Source organism: Actinoallomurus vinaceus, from assembly GCF_039542055.1.
GTDB lineage: Bacteria > Actinomycetota > Actinomycetes > Streptosporangiales > Streptosporangiaceae > Actinoallomurus > Actinoallomurus vinaceus.
In genome coordinates, this window is sequence record NZ_BAABHK010000002.1 from 920,877 (window position 1) to 944,423 (window position 23,547).

General features: G+C 70.3%; 15 protein-coding genes. 12 read left to right on the forward strand and 3 right to left on the reverse strand.

The genetic code is table 11. From position 1 onward, the window contains the following. The first annotated feature begins 321 nt into the window (after positions 1–321). Positions 322–2,553 (forward strand): alpha-galactosidase, encoded by a 2,232-nt coding sequence (locus tag ABEA24_RS10110; protein ID WP_345430418.1) that lies wholly within the window; start codon positions 322–324, stop codon positions 2,551–2,553. A 46-nt stretch (positions 2,554–2,599) separates the two neighbouring features. Here ABEA24_RS10110 and ABEA24_RS53460 read toward each other — a convergent pair whose 3' ends face one another. After that, positions 2,600–2,899, reverse strand: coding sequence for a LysR family transcriptional regulator (locus ABEA24_RS53460; RefSeq protein WP_425551157.1), 300 nt, complete (start codon positions 2,897–2,899; stop codon positions 2,600–2,602). A gap of 121 nt (positions 2,900–3,020) precedes the next feature. On the opposite strand from ABEA24_RS53460, the gene ABEA24_RS10115 reads away from it, so the two are divergent. Genes ABEA24_RS10115 through ABEA24_RS10125 form a run of 3 tightly spaced genes read left to right on the forward strand, consistent with a single transcriptional unit; the run spans position 3,021 to position 6,298 of the window. Beyond that, positions 3,021–4,415 (forward strand): FAD-binding oxidoreductase, encoded by a 1,395-nt coding sequence (locus ABEA24_RS10115; RefSeq protein ID WP_345430419.1) that lies wholly within the window; start codon positions 3,021–3,023, stop codon positions 4,413–4,415. Then, the gene (locus ABEA24_RS10120) at positions 4,416–5,468 is read left to right on the forward strand and encodes a (Fe-S)-binding protein (RefSeq protein WP_345430420.1); all 1,053 of its coding nucleotides are present in this window, start codon (positions 4,416–4,418) and stop codon (positions 5,466–5,468) included. A 2-nt stretch (positions 5,469–5,470) separates the two neighbouring features. Next, entirely contained in the window at positions 5,471–6,298 is an 828-nt protein-coding gene (locus ABEA24_RS10125) for a fumarylacetoacetate hydrolase family protein (protein ID WP_345430421.1), read from the forward strand. Positions 6,299–6,366: 68 nt separating this feature from the next. Here the strand turns inward: ABEA24_RS10125 and ABEA24_RS10130 are convergent, their stop codons facing one another. Continuing rightward, the gene (locus ABEA24_RS10130) at positions 6,367–7,023 is read right to left on the reverse strand and encodes a GntR family transcriptional regulator (protein WP_345430422.1); all 657 of its coding nucleotides are present in this window, start codon (positions 7,021–7,023) and stop codon (positions 6,367–6,369) included. A gap of 39 nt (positions 7,024–7,062) precedes the next feature. On the opposite strand from ABEA24_RS10130, the gene ABEA24_RS10135 reads away from it, so the two are divergent. The 3 genes from ABEA24_RS10135 to ABEA24_RS10145 all read left to right on the forward strand — a co-directional run bounded on the left by ABEA24_RS10135 (position 7,063) and on the right by ABEA24_RS10145 (position 10,441). Then, complete coding sequence (locus ABEA24_RS10135) at positions 7,063–7,815, forward strand: SDR family NAD(P)-dependent oxidoreductase (protein ID WP_345430423.1); 753 nt, start codon at positions 7,063–7,065, stop codon at positions 7,813–7,815. A gap of 104 nt (positions 7,816–7,919) precedes the next feature. Next, positions 7,920–8,387: a MarR family winged helix-turn-helix transcriptional regulator gene (locus ABEA24_RS10140; RefSeq protein ID WP_345430424.1), complete on the forward strand. Its 468-nt coding sequence runs from the start codon at positions 7,920–7,922 to the stop codon at positions 8,385–8,387. Next, complete coding sequence (locus tag ABEA24_RS10145) at positions 8,384–10,441, forward strand: MFS transporter (protein ID WP_345430425.1); 2,058 nt, start codon at positions 8,384–8,386, stop codon at positions 10,439–10,441. Before ABEA24_RS10140 ends, ABEA24_RS10145 begins: the two co-directional genes overlap by 4 nt. A 74-nt stretch (positions 10,442–10,515) precedes the next feature. Here the strand turns inward: ABEA24_RS10145 and ABEA24_RS10150 are convergent, their stop codons facing one another. After that, on the reverse strand, positions 10,516–11,667 hold the full coding sequence (locus ABEA24_RS10150; protein WP_345430636.1) for an ROK family protein: 1,152 nt from the start codon (positions 11,665–11,667) through the stop codon (positions 10,516–10,518). 298 nt (positions 11,668–11,965) lie between these two features. Between ABEA24_RS10150 and ABEA24_RS10155 the strand changes: the two genes are divergently transcribed. The 5 genes from ABEA24_RS10155 to ABEA24_RS10175 all read left to right on the forward strand — a co-directional run bounded on the left by ABEA24_RS10155 (position 11,966) and on the right by ABEA24_RS10175 (position 23,433). Continuing rightward, complete coding sequence (locus ABEA24_RS10155) at positions 11,966–15,589, forward strand: glycoside hydrolase family 3 C-terminal domain-containing protein (RefSeq protein ID WP_345430426.1); 3,624 nt, start codon at positions 11,966–11,968, stop codon at positions 15,587–15,589. A 173-nt stretch (positions 15,590–15,762) separates the two neighbouring features. Continuing rightward, the gene (locus tag ABEA24_RS10160) at positions 15,763–18,891 is read left to right on the forward strand and encodes a GH92 family glycosyl hydrolase (RefSeq protein ID WP_345430427.1); all 3,129 of its coding nucleotides are present in this window, start codon (positions 15,763–15,765) and stop codon (positions 18,889–18,891) included. A gap of 16 nt (positions 18,892–18,907) precedes the next feature. Then, complete coding sequence (locus ABEA24_RS10165; RefSeq protein WP_345430428.1) at positions 18,908–20,563, forward strand: hypothetical protein; 1,656 nt, start codon at positions 18,908–18,910, stop codon at positions 20,561–20,563. 243 nt (positions 20,564–20,806) lie between these two features. Continuing rightward, complete coding sequence (locus ABEA24_RS10170; protein ID WP_345430429.1) at positions 20,807–22,045, forward strand: ROK family transcriptional regulator; 1,239 nt, start codon at positions 20,807–20,809, stop codon at positions 22,043–22,045. A 203-nt stretch (positions 22,046–22,248) separates the two neighbouring features. Beyond that, entirely contained in the window at positions 22,249–23,433 is a 1,185-nt protein-coding gene (locus tag ABEA24_RS10175) for a cytochrome P450 family protein (RefSeq protein ID WP_345430430.1), read from the forward strand. The last annotated feature ends 114 nt before the right edge of the window (positions 23,434–23,547 follow it).

Genomic DNA, 23,547 nt, shown 5'->3' on the forward strand with positions numbered 1-23,547 from the left:
CCGACAGCGCCAGGCCAGATGCCACGGCCACCGAATACCGCATGCTTGGAATACGCCCCGGGTACTTGCGCGAGTGTTGGGGTCAGGACCAGTGGATCTGGATTCGGGCGTTCGACCATCGCAAGTCCGAGGCCGGCTTCCGCGGCTCCCGGGCGTCCAAGGCAGTAGAAATACCCCGGTTCGGGACGCTGGCTTACGCTCCGAACCGAGAGATGGTGTGGCCTGGCGTCTCCGCGGGTGCCGGTACCGTGCCGGGCACCGCCCTGCGGCCGTCCGCCGCAGGAGTCCACATCCGGCTTCGCATCGGGGAGAGGCTCGACCATGCATGTCCCGAACATCGTCCAGCTGCGCGCGGGCGGCACCAGCGTCGTCATGGAGCTGACCGAACCGGTTCCCAGGGTGCTCCACTGGGGTGAGGACCTCGGCGAGCTGTCCGACGACGCGCGCGCCGCGCTGCGGCTGACGGCCGAGCCCGCGATCCTGAACAACTCCCCCGACGTGCCGAGACACCTGTCCATCTGGCCGACGGAGGCCGAGGGATGGTCCGGTACGCCGGCGCACGAGGGACATCTCGACGGAACGGCGACCACGCCGCGCCCGCGTCTCACCGACGCGCGGCACCGGCCGCTGCCGGACGGCGGCGCCGAACTCGTCATGACGCTCGCCGACGACATCTCCGAGGTCGACATCGTGGTCGGCTACCGGCTCGGTGCCTCAGGCGTCCTGGCCGTCGACGCGGCCGTGACCCGCCGTGGCACGGCGCGGAGCGAGGGGCGCTACCAGCTCGGAGGCGTGTCCACTCTCCTGCCGTTGCCCCGGCGGGCCGGCGAGATCCTCGACTTCACCGGCAAGTGGTGCCGGGAGCGGGCGCCGCAGCGTCGGCCGCTCGCCTTCGGCGGCCACGTCCGGGAGGTCCGGCGGGGGAAGCCGGGCCACGACTCCCCGTACCTGATGGTCGCCGGCGTGCCCGGCTTCGGCTTCCGGTACGGCGAGGTCTGGGGCCTGCACGTCGCGTGGAGCGGGAACCAGCGGTATCTGGTCGAGCAGCTGCCGGAGGGCGCGGGCGTGCACGCGGCCGTTCTCGGCGGCGGTGAGCTGCTCAAACCGGGCGAGATCGCGCTGGGCCCCGGGGAGACCTACCGGACGCCCGTCTGCCACTTCGCCTGGTCCGACGCCGGCCTGGACGGCCTCGCCGACCGCTTCCACGACATGCTCCGCGCCCGGCCCGCCCATCCGGCCGGTCCCCGGCCCCTGACGCTCAACACCTGGGAGGCGGTCTACTTCGACCACGACCTGGACCGGCTGACCGCCCTGGCGGACCGTGCCGCCGAGATCGGGGTCGAGCGGCTCGTGCTCGACGACGGCTGGTTCCGCGGCCGGCGCGACGACACCGCCGGTCTTGGGGACTGGTTCGTGGACGAGAAGGTCTGGCCGCACGGGCTGGCGCCGCTGGTCGACCACGTCCACGGGCTCGGCATGCAGTTCGGCCTCTGGTTCGAACCCGAGATGATCAACCTCGAATCCCGGCTGGCCCGCGAGCACCCCGACTGGGTCCTCGGCCCATCCGCCGGTCTCGGCCCGCCGGCCCGGCACCAGTACGTGCTGAACCTCGCCGACGAGCGGGCGTGGTCCTACATCCTGGAGCGCGTCGACGCGCTCGTCGGCCGGTACGCGATCGACTACCTGAAATGGGATCACAACCGCGACCTGCACGAGGCGGTGTTCCGCGACGCCACCGGCGCCGACCGGCCCGCGGTGCACGCGCAGACCGTGGCGTTGTACCGCCTGCTCGACGCCCTGAAGGAGCGGCATCCGGCATTGGAGATCGAGTCGTGCGCGGGCGGCGGCGGGCGGGTCGACCTGGGGATCCTCGCGCGTACGGACCGCGTCTGGGCCTCCGACTGCAATGACCCGGTCGAACGCCAGGCGATCCAGCGCTGGACCGGCCAGCTGCTGCCTCCGGAGCTCGTCGGCGCGCACGTCGGCGCGGCGGAGGCGCACACCACGCATCGGGTGACCACGGACTCGTTCCGCCTGATCACCACGCTGTTCGGGCACGCCGGCATCGAGGCGGACCTCACGCGGTGCTCTCCCGAGGAACTGGAGCGGCTGGCGTCGTGGGCGGCGCTGTACCGGGAGTTCCGTCCGCTGCTGCACCACGGCCGGGTGGTCCGCGCGGACACCGGTGACGACGCGACGTTCCTGCACGGCGTGGTCGCACGCGACCGGACGAGCGCGCTGTACTGCTGGGCCCGCCTGGCCACCTCCCCCGAGGCGCAGTCGGGCCGGGTGCGGCTGCCGGGGCTGGACGCGGCCGGCGACTACCGCGTACGGATCCGGGCCGACGTCGGACACCCCTCCGCACACCAGGCGGCGCCGCCCGCGTGGGTCGCCCGCGCGAGCGATGAGTGGGTCGCCCTTCCCGGCGCGGTCCTCGCCCGGACCGGCGTTCCCATGCCCACGCTCAACCCCGAACAAGCCATGCTGATCGAGGTACGCGCCGTAATGGACGCGGGAACCCGTGTCAGCATGTCGGTGACCGACGGGGTGTGATGGGATCCGTAGTACCGGGTGAGGCCAGGTCCCAAGGGGCCTGGCCTCACCCGGTCAGCCCTTGGAACGGTCGCCCAGACGGTAGAAGGCGTGAGCCGTGCCGCCGAAGAGCGCTGCAGTCTCGGCCGCGCTCAACGTGCCGATGGCGGCGGTCAGCCCCTCGATGACGGACTCGTACGTGCCGGCGAGCAGGCAGACGGGGGCATCCCAGCGCCTTCTCCAGGCTCGCGACGTGCGCCGAGATGCGGGGTTGCGACAAGTGGACGCGCACAGCCGCTCGGGCGAAGCCGCCGGAGTCGACGACCTCCAGCCAGGAGCGCAGCCAGGCGAGCTCCAGATCGGTCATAGGCACCTCCACTGCCGTTCACCCTAATCAGCCCCGCGAGTGCGAGGACGACCGGTCCGCGTCGGCTCCGATCGATCCCGGCTCTGGACGGCGCCCTGCTGACATGCTTACATGTCAGACAATGTTCAGCGATGAGTCTCTTTCCACCGATGTCCTGCGGAAGCTCCGCTCGGTCGTCGGCGACGAACACGTGCGCACCGACCCCGGCGTTCTTGAGGCGTACGCGCGGGATGCGACGCCACTGTTCCGCGCCTACCCACAGGCGATCGTCGAACCCGACGACGCTCCGCAGATCGCCGAGATCGTTCGTATCGCCGCCGAGCATCGCCTCCCGGTCATACCGCGAGGCTCCGGGACGAACCTGTGCGCCGCCACCTCGGCCCAGCAGGGCGGCATCGTCCTGACCACGGCGCGGATGCGGCGCATCGAGGAGATCGCCCCGGCAGAGCTACTGGCCCGGGTCCAGCCCGGCGTGACGACCGCCGCGCTGGCGAAGGCGGCCGGCGAGCACGGCCTGTTCTATCCGCCCGACCCGGGCAGCCACACCGTCTCCACGATCGGCGGCAACATCGCCACCTGCGCCGGCGGACTGCGCGGGCTGAAGTACGGCGTCACCCGGAACTACGTCCTCGGCCTCACCGCGGTGCTCGGGACCGGCGAGATCGTCGCCACCGGTGGCCGGTTGTGGAAGGACGTCGCGGGATACGACCTGACCCGGCTGCTCACGGGCTCGGAGGGAACCCTCGGTATCATCACCGAGGCCACCGTCGCCCTGCTGCCCGCGCCCGAGACGACGGGAACCGGACTGGCCTACTTCACCGACCTCGAGGCGGCGGGCCGTGCCGTCACCGAGATCATCGCACGCGGCGTTCTGCCCGCGACGCTGGAGTTCCTCGACCGACGATGCATGGACGCCGTCGACGCCTACGCCCACCTCGGGCTGCACGCGACGGCCGGCGCGATGCTGCTCTTCGGCGACGACGGCGGTGACGATCAGGTGGCCGCGAGCCTCACGCGGATGCGACAGGCATGTCTCGACAGCGGTGCCCTGTCCGTCGAGATCGGTGGCGTCGCCGAAGCCGAGCCGCTGCTGGCCGCCCGCCGCTGCACCCTTCCGGCGCTGTCCCGGCTCGGCTCCCTGACGATCCTCGAGGACGCGAGCGTGCCCCGGCCCCGTCTCGCCGAGATGGTCGCCCGCATCGACGACATCGCGCGCCGGCACGACATCGTGATCGCGACGTTCGGGCATGCCGGTGACGGCAACCTGCATCCGACGTGCGTCCTGCCCTCCGCGGAGGACACCGAGGCCATCGAACGCGCCGAACGCGCCTTCGGAGAGATCTTCCGAACCGCGATCGCCCTGGGCGGGACGATCACCGGTGAGCACGGCGTCGGCGCGGCGAAGCTGCCCTACCTGGCCGAACGGCTCGGACCGGAACAGACGGCCCTGCTGCGCCGGATCAAGTCCGCCTTCGATCCGGCGGGCGTTCTCAACCCCGGAAAGCTGGGATCTTAAGTGGCCGACCTCTTCGACGCCGACCGGCTCAGCCGCTGCATCTCCTGCGGGTTCTGCCTCCCGGCGTGCCCCACCTACGCCATGACCGGTGACGAGGCCTCCTCGCCCCGCGGCCGGATCACCCTCATGCGAGCGCTCGAAGCCGGGCGGCTCGAACCCGACGATCCCACCCTGACCGAGCAGGCGTCTCTCTGCCTCGGCTGCCGCGCCTGCGAACCGGTCTGTCCCGCCGGTGTCGAGTACGGCCAACTGCTCGAAGAGTGGCGCGGCGCGCAGTGGCAGGGACGCCGCCGTCCGCTGATCGTGCGCGCCCTCGTCCTGCTGGTGAGGCTGCGCCCGGCCCACCGGCTCGCCGGGATCCTCCGGCGCGCGGCCCGGCGGAAGGCCCCCGAGGCCGACCAGCTGATGCTCGGCTGCGTGGAGCGGACGCTGTTCCCGCGGGTCAGCCGTGCCGCGCTCGCGTTGGCGCCGGGCCTCGCGGCCGATCCGGACCAGGGCTGCTGCGGCGCGCTGCACGCGCACAACGGAGAACCCGAAAAAGGCGCGGCGATGGCCCGCCGCCTCGGCGACGACCTGCCCGGCACCATCGTCACCACCTCGGGCGGATGCGCCGCCCATCTCGCCTCGGTGATCGGGCGGGAGCGGGTTCGGGAGTTCTCCGAGTACGTCCAGGACCAGCGGTTCCAGCCGATCATGATCGACGGCCGGCCCGCCCGGGTGACGCTGCAGGACTCCTGTCACCTTCGTAACGGCCTCGGCGTGTGGCGCGAACCGCGGCGACTGCTGCAGAGCGTCGCCGAATATGTCGAACTGCCCTCGGCGGCCACCTGCTGCGGCGCCGCCGGCACGTACGCACTGGTCCGCCCACGCGAATCGCGGACCCTGGCGAAGGCCAAGGTGGCCGAGATCGAGGCCGCCGGCGTCGACATGGTGGTCGCGGTCAACCCCGGTTGCCTGCGCCAGCTTCGCCAGGCACTGCGCCGACACCGCTCAGGTGTCCGCGCGGTGCACCTGACCGAGTTCCTCGCCCTCTCAACGAAAGGATCACACTGATCATGAGATTCGCGCGTACGGGTGCGCCGGGAGCCGAGCGGCCCATCGTGTCCGGATCCGACGGCCTCTGGCGCGATCCGACCCCGCTCACCGACACCATCGACCTCGAGCTCATGAGCTCCGCGGAACGGCTCGACGTCGACGCTCTGCCGGTCATCGAGCCGGGGCGGTTCGGTCCCCCGCTCGATCGGGTCGGGAAGATCATCTGCATCGGGCTCAACTACGCCGACCACGCGCGCGAGACCGGTGCCACCCCGCCCGAGGAGCCGATCGTCTTCCTCAAGACGGCGGACACCGTCGTCGGTCCCGACGATGACGTGCTGATCCCTCGCGGTTCGAAGAAGACCGACTGGGAGGTGGAGCTCGCGGTCGTCATCGGCGCCACCGCGCGCTACCTCGACTCGGTCGACCAGGCCCGCGCCTGCATCGCCGGGTACGCGATCAGCAACGACGTGTCGGAGCGCGAATTCCAGCTCGAACGCGGTGGCCAGTGGGACAAGGGTAAGAACTGCGAGACCTTCAATCCGCTGGGCCCATGGATACTCAGCGCGGACGAGGTCGCCGATCCCCAGAATCTCGGCCTCAGGCTGTGGGTGAACGGCGAGCTGCGCCAGGACGGGACCACCGCCGACATGATCTTCGGGGTCGACCATCTCGTCTGGTACCTCAGCCAGTTCATGGTCCTGCGGCCCGGCGACGTCATCAATACCGGAACGCCGGCCGGTGTCGCGATGGGATCGGCCACCGCCGACTACCTGAAGGCGGGCGACGTCGTCGAGCTGGAGATCGACGGTCTCGGCCGGCAGCGTCAGCGGTTCCGGCAGGCCTGATGTCGCGGACGCGGTGGGCGGCGATGACCGGACGCGTGTACCCGGCGGCTGCGGAGTCGGGTGCTTCCTCAGGCCGTCCGGTCCGCCCTCGTCAGCAGCGCGTCCCGTGCTCCGGTCAGGTGCCGCCGGGCGGCCTCCACCGCGCCGGGCGCGTCCCCGCGACGGATCGCCTGGAGGATCTGGCGATGCTCGCCGGCGATCCGCGTACGACCGAGGGCCTGCCGCGTCTGCATCATGCAGAGGTGAACCTCCCCCGCCAGCGCGTTGTAGGAGCGTTCGAGGCGCCAGCTGCCGGTCGCCGCGGCCAGCGCACGGTGGAATCCCAGGTCCGCGGCCACGAACGAGCTGGTCACCGCGTCATCGGGCAACCTCTCCAAGGCACCGATCGCGTTTTCGGCGTCGTCCAGTCGGACACCGGTCGCCTGGCTGAGGCGCTCGACCATCGCCAGTTCCAGCGGAATGCGGACGAAGTACAGATCCTCGATGTCCTGCGCGGAGAGGGATGGGACAACGGCCGCATGGTGTGAGTCCTGTCGGAGCAGGCCCTCGAACACCAGCGTGCGCACCGCCGCTTTCGCCGTCGGCCGTGACACCTGGAAACGCCGCGCCACCTCCACCTCGGCGACCGGCGCCGCCGGAGGCCACTGTCCGTCGAGGATCTGCCCCCGCAGCGCCTCGACCAGCGCGTCGACCACCGTAACCGTCGAGAGACCCGATCGAGACATAGAGACATGATTACACGTCTGACAATTCAGGAGGAGCACGTGGCTGTACCGCTCAAGGCGATCGTGACCGGCGGCGCGTCCGGCATCGGGGCGGCCACCGTCGCCAAGCTCACCGAGCACGGCGTGCGGGTCGCCGTACTGGACGTCAACGAGCCGCCGAGCGGCGGCACGCCCTTCGCCCTCGCCGACCTCACCGACGACGCCGCCGTCCGCCGCGCGACCGCGGCCTTGATCAGTGAGCTCGACGGGCTCGACATCCTGGTCAACAACGCCGGCATCGGCGCCGCCGGCACCGTCGAGACCAATCCCGACGACGAGTGGCACCGCGTGTTCGACGTCAACGTCGTCGGGCTCGTCCGCGTGACCCGCGCCGCCCTGCCGGCACTGCGCCGCTCCCCGTCGGCGGCGATCGTCAACACCTCCTCCGTCGTCGCGACGACCGGCCTGTCCAACAGGGCCCTCTACAGCGCGACCAAAGGCGCGGTGCTGTCCCTGACGCTCGCCATGTCCGCCGACCTCCTCGCCGAGGACATCCGGGTCAACGCGGTCCTGCCCGGAACCACCGACACGCCCTGGGTCGGGCGCCTGCTCGACGCCGCCGACGACCCCGAGGCCGAGCGCGCCGCCCTCAACGCCCGCCAGCCGCACGGACGCCTCGTACGACCTGAGGAGGTGGCGGCGGCGATCGCCTTCCTCGCCCTCCCCGGCGCCGCGTCCCTCACCGGTTCCACCATCACCATCGACGGAGGACTCACGACGCTGCGTCCACAACCGACCACGCGCGAGTCGTAGACCGCGGTAGTGACGACTGCCCCCTGCGCGATCAGCAGCGGTCGCGCCGCAGATTAGACAAGCAACTTGGCAAAGTTGCTTGTCTAACTGCTAGCGTTAGGGACATGGAGGAAAATCTCGGGTCAACCCGGTCGGCGGCGACGGCGCGGCGTCTCGACTTCGCGATCAGGCGCCTACGAGGGCGCCTGCGTACCGAGTCGGGGATGTACTCCGTCGGGCTGACCATCACCCAGCTCTCGGTGCTGCGCAGCGTGGTGGACAAGGGCCCGATCACCGCGGCCCGTCTCGCAACACTGGAGCACGTCAGCCCGCAGTCCATCGCGCAGAGCCTCGCGGTGCTCAAGGCCGCCGGGCTGGTCCGCGGCGAGCCGGACCCGCAGGACCGCCGCAAGACGCTGATCAGCGCCGATCCCTCCGCTGCCGAGCTCATCACCTCGCTGCTGAGCGGCCGCGAGTCCTTCCTGGCGCGAGCCATCGACCACGTCGTCGCCCCCAAGGAGCGCGAGGACCTGGAGAAGGCCATCGAACTGCTGGAACGTCTCGCCGAGGCGGATCTGAGCGGCGGAGCATGAACACCGGCCTCGCTCGGACGGACTCGCCGGCGCGTGGCAGCGAACGCGATCCCTTCGCCTGGACGTTCACCGCGCCGCTCTACGTGGGCTCCAGCCTCAACCCGATCAACAGCTCCATCATCGCGACCGCGCTGGTGCCCATCGCCACCGGCCTGCACGTCTCGGTGGGAAGCACCTCCGTTCTGGTCACCTCGCTGTATCTGACCAGCGCCATCGCGCAGCCCACGGCGGGCAATCTGGCGGAGGTGCTCGGCCCGCGCAAGGTCTTCCTCGGCGGCATCCTCCTGGTGCTGCTCGGCGGCCTGGTCGGCGGCTTCGGGCAGAACCTGGCGATGCTGACCGTGGCCCGCGTGCTCATCGGCGTCGGCACCTCGGCCGGCTTCCCGTCGGCGATGGTGCTGATCCGGCGCCGCGCGGAGGACGCCCGGCTGACGTCGCCGCCGGGCGGCGTGCTCGGTGGTATCGCGGTCACCGGCATGGCCACCGTGGCCATCGGCCCGCCGATCGGCGGCCTGCTGGTCGGCGCCGCGGACTGGCGCTGGGCCTTCCTCATCAACATTCCGGTCACCGCGATCGCGATGGCGATGGCCGTGCGTTGGGTGCCCAAGGACCCGGTGCGCGAGGGCGGACGGCGCGGCTTCCGCGAGGTCGCCGACCTGATCGACCTGCCCGGGATCCTCGGCTTCGCCGCGGCGATGACCTCGCTGATCATTTTCCTGATGGGGCTGCCGCACGCCGACTGGTACGCGCTCGCCGCCTTCGTGGTGGTCGCCGTACCGACGGTGTGGTGGGAGCTGCGCACGACCGGGCCGTTCTTCGACATCCGCGGGCTCGCCGCCAACGGCGCCCTCGGCCGGACGTACCTGCGGCAGGCGTTCACTCTGCTCGGCATCTACACCGTGATGTACGGGATGACGCAGTGGATGGAGGCGGCACGCGGGATCTCCGCCGAGGACGCCGGACTGCTGCTGCTGCCGATGGGCGCGGTCTCCGCGCTGCTGTCACGCCCGCTCGCCGGCCGCAACCTGGTGCGCGGTCCGCTGATCGCCTCGGCGGTGACCATGCTGGTCGGGTCCATCGGCATCGTGCTGCTCACCTCGCACAGCCCGGTGGTCGCGATCGTTGCGGTGTCACTGATCTTCGGCGTCACCTCGGCGGTCACCACGGTCGGCAATCAGACCGCCCTCTACCTCTCGGCGTCGCCGGACCAGATCGGCACCGCCTCCGGCTTGTTCCGGACCTTCGGGTACCTCGGAACCATCGTCTCGGCCGTGGCCGGCGGCATCGTCTTCCGCGACGGGGTCGGCGACCACGGCCTGCACACCCTCGGCGTCGTGCTGGTCGCGGCGGGTGTCGTGGTCCTGCTGCTGACGGTCCTGGACCGCCGGCTGATGGGCCGCCACGAGATGAACCAGCACATCGGCACCGAAACCAACACCCCCCAAGGAGAACAGAGCGTGAGCACCACTGCAGTCCCGGCGATCGATCCCCAGCGGACCGCCCTGCTGGCGATGGACTTCCAGAACGGGATCGTCACCCACATCCCCGACCCCGACGCGCTGCTCGAGCGGGTCAACGGCGCCATCGCCGACGTCCGCGCCGCCGGCTGCACCATCGGGTACGTCCGCGTCGCCTTCACCGAGGACGACTGGGCGGCCGTACCGGAGACCAACAAGACCTTCGCCGCGGCCGCCGCGGCCAAGATGATGCACCACGAGGACACCACCACCCAGATCATCGAGCGGATCAGCCCTCAGGAGGGCGACATCGTGGTACGCAAGATCCGCTTCGGCGGGATCTCCACCACCGACCTCGACCGGCAACTGCGCGACCGTGGCATCGACACCCTGGTGCTCTCCGGCGTCAGCACCAGCGGCGTCGTCCTCTCCACCCTCATCGACGCCGCCGACCGCGACTATCGCGTCTACGTCCTGTCGGACGGCGTCGCCGACCCCGACGCCGAAGCCCACGAGGTGCTGGTGAACAAGGTGTTCCCGTCCCGGGCCCACGTCATCGACACCACCCAGCTCAACGAGCTGCTGCGGTCCGCCTGACGCAGACTGCGTGGCGTACCGCGGCCGTGGTGTGGTGGGCGCAGCGGTACGCCGCGCGCTGTCCGGGATCCGGTTCAGCGGGCGAGGTCGGCGGCGAGGATCCGGGGCGCGTCGGCGAGGACCATGCCGACGGCACCGAGGACCTCGGCGTGGTCACCGAGATGTCCGCCGGTGACCCGGACGGATTCGGCGGTGGGGGCCAGCGCGTAGCGGCGGACCGTTCGGGCGATCGGTTCGAAGAGCCGTTCCCCGGCGGATGCCAGGTCACCGCCGACCACGATGAGCTCCGGGTTGAGCAGTGTGACGAGGTTCGCGAGGACGCGGCCGATCTCTTCGGCCGCCTCCTCCAGCGCGCGAACGGCGCCGCGGTCGCCGGACTTGATGAGAGGCAGCAGGTCGGAGACGGCGACCGGATGTCCCCAGCTGGTCTCCAGGAGCCGGGCGATGGCGATCGGGCTGGCGACGGTCTCCAGGCAGCCGCGGTTGCCGCAGCGGCAGACGCGTCCGTCCGGTACCGACCTGATGTGGCCGATCTCGCCGGCGAGCCCGCCGGATCCGTGCAGGTGCCGACCTCCAGAGATGATCCCGGCGCCGATCCCCGCCGACAGCCGTACGTAGATCATGTCGTCGACGTTGCGTCCCGCGCCGTACCTGCGCTCGGCGAGGGCTCCGGCGTTGGCGTCATTGGCCAGTCGCGTCGTCAGGCCGGTACGCCGCTCGAGCTCGGCGCCGGGCTGCACACCGACCCAGCCGGGCATGATCCCGTGGGCCTCCAGAACCCCGTCGGGGTCGCGCACCGGGGCGGCGATGTCCACGCCGAGGCCGAGCACGCGCCGCGCGTCGACGTTCCGCTCCCGCAGCGCGCGGCGGATCAGGCCGGCGGCCAGGTCGAGCGTCTCGCGGGGTGCCCGGTCGACCTCCGTGGCGACGACGTCGTTCCAGATGGGCATGCCGCTCAGGTCGCACAGGGCGACCCGGACGTGCTGATGGCCGATGTCCGTCCCGACGGCGTACGCCGCCGAAGCGCGCATGCTCAGGGCCTGCGCCGGGCGGCCGGTGGATCTCGCCTGGGCGTCCGGCTCGCTCTCCTCGACCAGGCCGGCCGCCAGCAGGTCGGCGGCGAGTGAGGAGACGGTGGCCCGGGACAGGCCGGTGATCTGGACGAGTTCGGAGCGGCTCGTGCTGTCGGTGTCGAACAACGCCTGCAGCACCCGGAGCCTGCCCACCTCACGCAAGTTCAGGGGGGTATCGATCGCTGACTCCCTGGGTTTGTTCGGTTTCGGCCTGACATCGCTGTCCGTAGGCGGACATTTCGTTGACTTGCGCTTAATCTCATCGTAATTATGTCCCCTGTCAGGTAACCACCTCGCAACGAACGACTAAACCTGGCATCACGGCACTTTGTGTACGTCCGCGGGAGCCGATCCGGTCCGATCGGGGCTTGATCCGCGAAGGGAGGACGGTAGCGCCACCGGCAACGGCGCATGGTTCCACTCCGTCACCTCCATGATCAGGAGTCACCAGATGGCAGGACGCCATTCCCCCAGGCGGGGCTCCTTCCTCGCCGCACTCTGCTCATTCGCCTGCGCGATCGGCCTCGCCGGTGTCTCGGCGCCGGCTGCGCGGGCGGACACCCGACCGATCTACCTGAACACCCGTTACTCCTTCGAAGAACGGGCCGCGGACCTGGTCTCGCGGATGACGCTGGACGAGAAGGCCGCCCAGCTGCACACCAACAGCGCACCGGCCATCCCGCGGCTCGGCGTCCAGCAGTACACCTACTGGAACGAGGGTCAGCACGGAGTCAACACGCTCGGGGCGAACACCGACCACGGCTCGGCCTCGGGTGGGGTGCACGCCACCAGCTTTCCCACCAACTTCGCCTCCTCGATGTCGTGGGATCCCAAGCTGATCTACGACGAGACCACGGCGATCTCCGATGAGGCGCGCGGCTTCCTGGACAAGTCCCTGTGGGGCGTCGGGCAGAACAACATCGGCCCGGACAAGAACGGCTACGGCTCGCTGACGTACTGGGCGCCGACCGTCAACCTGGACCGCGACCCGCGCTGGGGCCGGACCGACGAGGCGTTCGGCGAGGACCCCTACTTCGCCGGGCGGATGGCCGGCGCGTTCGTCAACGGCTATCAGGGCCAGAACGAAAGCGGAAAGCCCAGCACCGGCTACCTGAAGGTCGCCGCCACCGCCAAGCACTACGCGCTGAACAACACCGAGCACGACCGTACGGGGATCAGCTCCGACACCGACGACCGGACGCTGCGGGAGTACTACACCGCCCAGTTCCGTGACCTGATCGAGAAGGATCACGTGTCCGGGCTGATGACCTCGTACAACGCCATCAACGGCACCCCGGCGGTCGCCGACACCTACACGGTGGACCAGCTCGCCAAGCGCACCTACGGGTTCGGCGGCTACATCACCTCCGACTGCGGCGCGGTCGGCACCACCTGGCGTCTCCCGGCGGGCGGGCACGACTGGGCGCCGCCCGGCTGGACCACCGACCACCAGGGCAACCCCACCTGGACCAACACCGCGACCGGAGCGAAGTTGTCCGGCCAGGCGGGCGGGCAGGCGTACGCGCTGCGCGCCGGCACCGACGTCAACTGCACCGGCGATGAGGCCACCACGCAGAACATCCGGGACGCGATCGAGGTCGGTGCGCTGAGCGAGGGTGTCGTGGACACCGCGCTGGTGCACCTGTTCACCGTCCGGATGGAGACCGGCGAGTTCGACCCGCCGGACCGGGTGAAGTACACCAAGATCACCAAGGACGTCATCCAGAGCCCCGCGCACCAGGCTTTGGCCAGGAAGGTCGCCGACAACTCGCTCGTGCTGCTCAAGAACGACGACGTGCCGGGGACGAAGAACCCCCTCCTGCCACTGAACGCGTCGAAGCTGAAGAAGGTCGTGATCCTCGGCGACCAGGCGAACACGGTGAACCTGGGCAACTACTCCGGTGAGCCGACGCTGCAGGTCAGCTCGGTCAAGGGCATCACCGAGGCGGTCAAGGCCGCCAGCCCGGACGCCTCGATCGTCTTCGACGACGCCAAGACGTCGACCACGGCCACCACGCCCGCGGAGCTCAGCGACCAGACGAAGGCGGACATCAAGAGCGCCGACCTGGTCATCGTGTTCATCGGCACGGACCATGGCGTCGCCGATGAGGGCAAGGACCGGACCACGCTCGCGATCCCCGGCAACTACCACTCGTTGATCGACCAGACCACCGCGCTGGGCAACGCCAAGATGGCCCTGGTGATGCAGACGGGCGGCCCGGTGAAGATCGACGATGTCCAGGCGAAGTTCCCCGCGATCGTCTTCAGCGGATTCAACGGCGAGAGCCAGGGCACCGCGCTGGCCGACGTGCTGACGGGCAGGCAGAACCCCAGCGGGCACCTGAACTTCACCTGGTACAAGGACGACTCCCAGCTCCCCGCCATGTCCAACTACAACATCACCTCGGCGAGCACGAATGGGATCGGCCGCACGTACCGGTACTTCACCGGGACCCCCACCTACCCCTTCGGCTACGGCAAGAGCTACACCGGCTTCGCCTACTCCCACATCCGGGCGACCACCGGCTCGGTGACCGCGAACGGTAAGGTCACCGTCCGGTTCGACGTCGAGAACACCGGCCATGTCGCCGGCGCCACGGTCGCCCAGCTGTACGCCGCGACCCCCTTCACCGTCGCGGGCGTCGAGCTGCCCAAGAAACGGCTCGTGGGCTTCAAGAAGACCGCGGTGCTGAAGCCCGGCGCCACCGAGCATGTCTCCCTCACGGTCAACGCCGCCGACCTGGCCGTCTGGGACGCCAAGGCGATGCGGTCGTTCGTACCGAACGGCACCTATCGGTTCCAGGTCGGGGCCGACTCGGCCGGCATCGCCGCCGCGCCCTCGGTGCGGGTCACCGGGCGGATCACCCCGAAGGTCCAGTACGTCACCGTGCAGCCCGAGGCGGTCGAGTACAAGGTCGGCGACACCATCGACCTGACCGGCAAGAACCAGTGGATCAAGGACGACACCGACCACAGCAAGGAGCAGCGCAACCTCAACGTGACCGCCGACCGCATCGTCGAGGCCGTCAACAACGACCAGTCCTTCGTCGACCTCGCCCACGCGAAGGTCCACTACGGCAGCAGCGACCCGCACGTGGCCACGGTCGACTCCAGCGGGCACGTCAAGGTGGTCGGCTCCGGCGTCACGACCCTCACCGCGAAGGTGGGCGGGGTCACCGGCTCGGCCGTCATCACGGCGAAGTACCCCTTCTCGGTGACCGCGCCCTCGACCGTCGAACCCGGCGACACCCTGAGCGCCACGACCACGTTCACGAACTCCGGCCCGAACGCGCTGAGCGGCGTGACGATGACGCTCACCACGCCGAACGGCTGGACCGCGAGCGCCACCTCCCCGGCCTCGTTCACCCAGGTCGCCGCCGGCCAGACGGTGAAGACGACCTGGGCCGTCAAGGTCCCGGCCGGCGCGCCGCGCAACGGCTACGACCTCCAGGCGAAGGTCGCCTACACGGCACAGGGCGGCCAGGGCAGCGGCGACGCGACGACCAATGTCGCGATCCCCTTCGCGTCCTTGGCCGCGGCCTACAACAACACCGCCATCAGCGATGACGCCCGGCCGTCGGAGGGCAACCTCGACGGTGGCGGCCTCAGCCTGTCGGCCCAGGCACTCGCCGCCGAGGGCATCACGCCGGGTGGCAAGGTCACCCACGGCGGGTTCACCTTCACCTGGCCGGACGTCCCGGCGGGCAAGCCGGAGAACGTCCTCGGAAGCGGGCAGGCGTTCGACTTCTCGGGATCGGGGTCCCAGCTCGCGTTCCTGGGGCTGGCGAACAACGGCACCGCCTCGGGCAGCGGGCTGATCACCTACACCGACGGCACCACCCAGCCGTATTCGATCAGCTTCCCCGACTGGTGGGCGAGCGGTGGGGACACGGTCGCCACCTTCCCCTACATCAACAACCAGTCGGGGAAGCAGAACCAGACCGTCCACCTCTACATGTCCACCGTCAAGCTGCAGGCGGGCAAGAAGGTGCAGTACGTCACCCTGCCCTTCGTGAGCCAGGGCGGAGGCGGCACCACCGCCATGCACGTATTCGCCGTCGCGACCGACGGATAGCGGTCACGAGGCCGGGCGGTCGGCGGTACCGCCGACCGCCCGGCCCTCACCCTTCCCGCCGCGGTCACCGCAGCTCGGCGACCGCGCGATGACAACGTTGTCCTTTCTTCGCGCACTCCGCTCTTGCGTACTTCGCGCCCGGCGAGTGACGCGGCCGAAGACCAGGGAGGCTCGTGGTGCGTCCACGAAGCGGCAGATGGCGACGGCTCGGGATCGTGGCGATGGGACTGGCGGCGTGCGTGCTGGGCGCCCCGTCCGCGGTCGCCCCCGCACCCGCGCAAGCGGCACCGGCCACGCTGGTGTCCGATCCGACCGATTACGTCAATCCGTTCATCGGCACCGAGAAGGGCGTCGACTGGGAGAACACCTTCCCGGGTGTGACGGCACCGTTCGGGATGGTGCAGTTCAGTCCCGACACGCCGTCGGGACCGACCGGCTACGCGTACGCCGACGACGCCGTCAAGGGCTTCAGCCTCACGCACTTCTCAGGTGGCTGCTCGTCGTTCGGCGACATCCCGATCCTGCCGGTGACCGGCGCGATCGGGACCGCCCCGGCCGGCCGTACCGAGCACTTCTCGCACGGCGATGAGCACGCGGCGCCCGGTTCGTACTCGGTGCGACTGACCGACTCGAACGTCCAGGTCGAGCTGGGCGCCACCGAGCGGACGGGGATCGCCACCTTCCGCTATCCGGCCGGCAGCCAGGCTCAGGTGCTGGTCAAGTCGGGCACCAGCCTCGGCGGCGATCTGGCCGCCGACGCCAAGGTCGTGAACGACCACGAACTGGCCGGGACCGCCACGGCGCACGGGCTGTGCAGCAACCACCGGTACACGGTGTACTTCGACATCGCGTTCAACCGGCCGTTCACCGCGCACGGCACCTGGCAGGGCGGCACGGTCACGCCCGGCTCGTCGAGCGCCACCGGCTCGGGTTCGGGCGCGTACCTGACCTTCGACACCTCCGCCGACAGCACGGTGACCGCCAAGATCGGCCTGTCGTACGTGAGCACCGACGGCGCGGCGAAGAACGCGGCGGCCGAGATCCCCGGCTGGAACGCCGCGCGGGTGCAGGCCGACACGCGCAAGGCGTGGCGCACCCTGCTGCGCAAGGTCGCCGTCGGAGGGGCGTCCGCCGACGAGCTGACCGTCTTCTACACGTCGCTGTACCGGTGTTTCCAGGCCCCGAGCGTGTTCAACGACGTGGACGGCCGCTACATCGGCTTCGACGACGTCGTCCACCGGGTGCCCGCCGGGCACGCGCAGTACGAGATGTTCTCCGACTGGGACATCTACCGGTCGCTGGCGCCGCTGCAGGCCATGCTGTACCCCGACCGCGCCGGAGACATGGCGAACTCGCTGCTGCGCGACGCGCGGCAGCAGGGCGGCTGGTGGCCGAAGTGGCCGGCGCAGAACATGACCGGCAACGTGATGAACGGCGACAACGGGGTGCCGCTCTTCGCCCAGTACGTCGCGTTCGGTGCCCGCGGCGTCGACATCGCCGGCGCGTTGCCCATCATGAAGAAGGCCGCGACCCGGTCGCAGAAGGTCGGCTGGGGCTGGGTGGAACGGCCGGGCGTGGAGGACTACGTCCGGCTCGGCTACGCGCCCAACAACGCCACCTCCCAGGGCGACCACGGGTTGCAGGGCGCCTCGGAGACCCTCGAGTGGGCGATCGACGACTTCGCCATCTCCCGGCTCGCCGAGGCGATCGGGGACGACGCGACCGCCACCGAATACGCCAGGCGCGGCCAGAACTGGCAGAACATCTTCGACCCGAGCACCGGCTACCTGCGGCCGCGCGACGACTACGGCGCCTTCCCGGCCGGTCCCGGCTTCCAGAAACCGCCCGCCGGCGTCTTCGGCCAGGACGGCTACGACGAAGGCAACGCGGCGCAGTACAACTGGCTGGTCCCGCAGGACTTCGCCGGTCTCGTCACCGCGATGGGCGGCAGGGACAAGGTGATCCCGCGGCTGGACGACTTCTTCAGCAGGCTGAACGTCGGCGGCAACGACCCGTACGACTGGGCCGGCAACGAGATCGACACCGCCGCGCCCTGGGTGTACGACTACGTCGGGCAGCCGTGGAAGACCCAGGAGGTCACCCGGCGCATCGAGACCGAGTTGTTCACGACCGCGCCGGACGGACTCCCCGGCAACGACGACCTCGGCGCGCTGTCGTCGGTGTACGTGTGGGCGGCGCTCGGCATGATGCCGGCCACCCCCGGCACCCCGGCCCTGGCGCTGAACAGCCCGCTGGTGAAACGCGCCGTGATCAGCCTGGGCACCGGCCGGAAGATCACCATCAGCGCGCCGCAGGCCGCCGACGACGCGCCGTACGTCACCGGCATGCGGCTGAACGGCCGGCCGCATGAGTCCACCGGCCTGCCCGCGTCGTTCGCCACACGCGGCGGCGCCCTGGACATCGGCCTGTCCACCCGGCCCGACACCCACTGGGCCACCGGCGACAAGGCCGCGCCTCCGTCCTACCGGGCCCATGAGGTGCCGGCGGTCGGCTACATCACCCCGACCGGCACCCAGGTGACCCGCGGCGGCACGAGCCTGCCGGCCACCGTCGGCGCCTCCACGCTCGCCGGACACGCCGGCAAGGTCGGTTGGACCGCCGCCTCCGACGTCGCCGGGGTGAGCGTGACCCCGTCGTCGGGCACGTTGGACCTCACCCGCGCCGGCAGCGCCCACGTACCCGTGACGATCGCCGTCGCCCGCGGCACGGCGTCGGGCTACCACCCGGTCAAGGTGACCTTCCGGGCCGCCGGCGGGACGACGTTGCCGGGCGGCGCGGTCGTGGTGACCGTACCGGCGGCCGACGCCGCCGCGACCGCCTGCGACACGCTCGGCAGCACCGACACCGAGTGCGGGCTGCGGCTGCGCGACAACGGCGACGGCCACACCACGCCGGTCACCGTCGGCGGCCGCTCCGGGCGCTCCACGACGGACGGCTCACCCTACGAGTACTTCGACGTCGACAACACCATCGTCCCCGGCGGCCACTACACGGCGACGGTGACGATCGACTACTACGACCACGGCACCGGCAACTGGAGCCTGCAGTACGACTCCACGGACGGCGCCTACCAGCAGACCGCCCCGGTCGCCAAGACCGGCACCGACACGTGGAAGACCGCGACGTTCACCGTCGACGACGCGGCGTTCGGCAACCGCGAGAACGCCGGGAGCGACTTCCGCCTGGCCAACGGCGGTGACACCGGCACCATCGGGCGGGTCCACGTCGCCGTCACCGGCGGCAACGTCCTCGCCCTCCACCTCTGCCCCGACGACATGTGACCTGAACGGAGCCACCATGGAACTGTCACGCCGCACCTTCATCCGCGGCTTCGCCGCCGGCGGGTCGGCCGCTCTCGGCCTGGCCGCGCTCGGGATCGAGGCGAGACCTGCCGCCGCCGCCAGCGCGCCCGGCGACGTGGTCGGCAAGATCACCGTCGGCTACCAGGGGTGGTTCGCCTGCGCGGGCGACGGGGCCCCGATCAACGGCTGGTGGCACTGGAGCCAGAAATGGGAACAGGCGCCCTCACCGACCAACAACGCCATCAAGGCGTGGCCCGACATGCGGGAGTACGCCAATGCGTACCCCACCGCGTACGCCGACATGAACGGCGGCGGGGCCGCCACCCTCTTCTCCTCCTACGACCAGCAGACCGTCGACACCCACTTCGCGTGGATGAAGCAGTACGGCTGCGACACCGCCGCCCTGCAGCGGTTCAACCCCAACGGCGGCGAGGGCGCGACGCGCGACGCGATGGCGCAGAAGGTGCGGAGCGCCGCCGAGTCGCACGGCGTGAAGTTCTACATCATGTACGACGTCACGGGATGGACGAGCATGCAGTCGGAGATCAAAACCGACTGGACGACCAAGATGTCCGCGTACACGGCCTCGTCCGCGTACGCGCGCCAGAACGGCAAGCCGGTCGTGTGCATCTGGGGCTTCGGCTTCAGCGATGGCAACCATCCCTGGAGCGCGTCGGCCTGCCTCGACGTCGTCAACTGGTTCAAGGGCCAGGGCTGTTACGTCATCGGCGGGGTGCCGCGCGAGTGGCACGTCGGCGGCAGCGGTGGCCGCCCGGGGTACGACGACGTCTACCTGGCGATGAACATGGTCAGCCCCTGGATGGTCGGCGCGATCAGCAGCGCCGCCGAATCCGACAACGCCTACAACACCTACACCGTGCCCGACCAGGCGTACTGCAACGCCCACGGCATCGACTACCAGCCGTGCGTGCTGCCCGGCGACGTGTCGATACCGCAGCAGCGCACGCACGGCGACTTCATGTGGCGGCAGTTCTACAACATGGTCCGGGCGGGGGTGCAGGGCATCTACATCTCCATGTTCGACGAGTACGGCGAGGGCAACCAGATCGCCAAGACCGCCGAGAACGCCTCCATGGTCCCGTCGGGATCCGGCCTGCGGGCGCTGGACGAGGACGGCATGGCCTGCTCGTCGGACTATTACCTGCGGCTCACCGGCGACGGCGGCCGGATGCTCAAGGGCCAGATCGCCCTCACCGCCACCCGGCCCACCCAGCCCGTCGTCACCGGCGGCACCCTGAAGGTCATCAGCCTGCGCTCCCGCGCCGACAACGACTACGTCACCGCGGAGAACGCGGGCGCCTCCGCGCTGATCGCGAACCGCACGGCGATCGGCCCATGGGAGCAGTTCGACGTGGTCGACGCGGGCGGCGGCAACATCGCGCTGCGCGCCCACGCCGACAACCAGTACGTCTCCGCCGACAACGCGGGGGCCTCACCGCTGATCGCCGATCGCACGGCGGTCGGTCAATGGGAGACATTCCGCCTGATCCGCAACGCGGGCGGCACCGTCAGCCTGCTCGCACTGGCCAACAGCATGTACGTCACCGCGGAGAACGCGGGGGCCTCGGCGCTGATCGCGAACCGCACATCGATCGGCCAGTGGGAGCAGTTCGACCTCGTCGTGTCATGACGGCCGGCGCGACGCGGTCGCGGCCCTGCCCGCCGTAACCGTCGGCGGCCGCCCGCTCCGGCGGCGACCGGGCCACGGAACCGACCCGCGCGGGTCGCCGGGCGCCCATGACGGGCGTCCGGCGACCCAGGGGAATTCCTCCGGTTTTGCACCTTAATTCAAGACTTAGCCGACGTTCTGGGACCTAGTTTCGCCGACTATGCCTGCTAACGTGAGGGCGGACATGTCGAAGCCGAGGAGCCAGTGATCGATACTCCGCTGAACCTCCGCGAGGTTGGGCGGCTTCGGGTCCTCGAGGCGCTTCATCACGTCGGTCGATCAAGTCGTGCGGAGCTCACCAGACTCACCGGACTGTCCCGGGCGACGGTCTCCTCGATCGTCGCGGACCTGCTGGCCGCCGGTCTGATCAGGGAAGCCCCGGACACGTCGGCGTCACGGGGCCGGCCGACCGGCCGGCCGGCACAGCCCTTGACGGTCAACGCCTCCGCCGCCTACGCGGTCGCGGCCGACATCGGCCATCAGCACGTCCGTGTCGCCGTATGTGATCTCAACGGAGACCCGATCTGGGACACCGTCGTGGCCAACGACACCGACCGGGCACCGCACGAGACCCTCGACCTCACCGCGGACCTGATCCATCAGGCGATCCGCGAGAAGAACATCGCCGTCGGCGACGTCCTGGGGCTGGGCGTCGATATCGCCGCTCCGGTCCGCGCCACCGACGGCGGACTGGAGGCGCACGGCATCAAGTCCGGTTGGATGGGTCTGCGGCCGGGCCGTGAGCTGGAAGAGCGAACGGGGCTGACGGCTCGGCTCGCCAACGACGCCGACGCCGGCGCCCTCGCCGAACGGCTCTACGGCGCCGGGCGTGGCACGTCCGACATGGTGTACATCAGGCTCTCCACCGGCATCGGCGCTGGAATCGTCAGCGGCGGCCGGCCGCTGACCGGCGCGGGCGGCCTCGCCGGTGAAGTCGGTCATCTCCTGTCCGACCCCCGCGGCGACATGTGCCGATGCGGGAACCGTGGATGTCTGGAGACCGTGGCCGGCCCGGCCGCCATCGCCAAGCTCCTGGAGGAGAGCCGCGGCCGCCGCGTCACCGTCCCCGATCTCCTGCGCCTGATCGAGGAGGGCGACCGGGGGGCGATCCGTGCGCTGGAGGACGCCGCCGACCACATCGGCATCGCCCTGGCCGACCTCGTCACCCTGCTCAATCCCGAGTTGATCGTCGTCGGCGGTGATCTGGCGGCCGCCGGCCCGAGGCTCCTCGCGCCGCTGGAACGGGCGATCCGGCGTTACGCCCTGGCACCCGCCGCGGACAACGTCACCGTCGTGCCGGGCGAACTCGGTGACCAAGCCGAGGTACGCGGTGCCGCCGGCATGGTCCTCGCCCACGCCCCCCGGATACTCGCCGACCGGATCGCCTCCGCGGAACGCGGCGGGGACCAGCACCCGGCGACCTCCACTCAATCGCTCCAGTGACGAGAAGGTGCAGGTCGATTCCTGGATTCCAGGCCGTCCACCTTCGCCGATTCGAACGCCACGGCGGTCCCCGCTCCCGGCCAGATCGCATCGTTACACCTCCCACATCGCGGACTCAGCCGACGGCTCGCATTCCGCGCGTTGATCCACGATGATCAGTTCGTGAGGTCGGAACGTTCCATGCCTTCCCCCAGGAGAAACACGTGACCCCGCAGCGGATCCCGGTACCGACAGAGCACATCTACGACACTCAGGCGCGGCTCCGTGACATCGGGCCCGTCGTGCCGATCGAGCTCAGCGGCGGCGTCGGCGTGTGGGCGGTGACCACACATGCCGCGGCGCACGAGGTCCTGGCCAACGACAAGGTGTACGCGCGCAACGCCCGCAACTACCCCGCGCTGCACGACGGCAGCATCCCGGCGGACTGGCCGTTCCGGCCGTTCATCGAGGCCGACCACATGGCGACGGCGGACGGCCTCGACCACCGGCGGCTGCGCACGATGGTGAACAAGGCGTTCACCCCGTCCAGGGTGACGGCTCTGGCACCCCGCATCGAGGAGATCACCGCCGCGCTCATCGACGATCTGACCGCGGCCGGGGACGGCGTGGACCTGGTCCCGGCCTTCGGCGAGGCCCTGCCGATCAAGGTGATCTGCGAGTTGTTCGGCATCCCGGAGGAGGACCGGGCACCGCTCCGGGCCTGGACCCAATCGGTGATCAACGCCGGCGACCAGTCGGTCGAGGCACAGCTGGCGATGCTCGGCTACCTCGCCCGGTTCGCCGAACGCCGACGCGCCGACCTGCAGGACGACCTCACCTCAATGCTGATCAAGGTGCAGCAGGACGGCGAGGTCACCCTCTCCGACGACGAACTCGCCGGCATGCTCTTCCTGTTCGTGATCGCCGGGCACGAGACCACGATGCACCTGCTCGACAACGCCATCGTGGCGCTGTCACTGCACCCCGACCAGCGCGACCTCGCCATCCGGGACGGCCTATGGGAACAGGTCGTCGAGGAGACACTGCGCCGCTACCCCTCCGTGCCGATGGCCGTCTTCCGGTTCACCACCCAGGACACCACGCTGGCCGGCGTGGAACTCCCCGCCGGCGCCCCGTTGCTGCTGTCCCTGTCCGGCACCGACTCGGCCCAGCACGGCGCTGACGCCGACCGGTTCGACATCACCCGCACCCACAGGGCCCACCTGGCCTTCGGGCACGGGCCGCACTTCTGTGTCGGCGCGCCGCTCGCCCGCCTGGAAGGCAGGATCGGCCTGTCCGCGCTGTACCAGCGCTTCCCGAAGCTACGCATGGCCGTCGACCCGTCCGAGGTGATGTACACCTCGTTCACCACGAGCGGACCCGCCTCGCTCCCGGTCCACCTGTACTGAACCGCACCGTGCCCCTCGCCGCGCTGCCTTTGGGACGGCGAGGGGCCTAGAGGGTGTCCGGTGGCATGCGACGGTGACGGCAAGCGCGGTCTTGTCGGCGGAAGAACGCCGTCC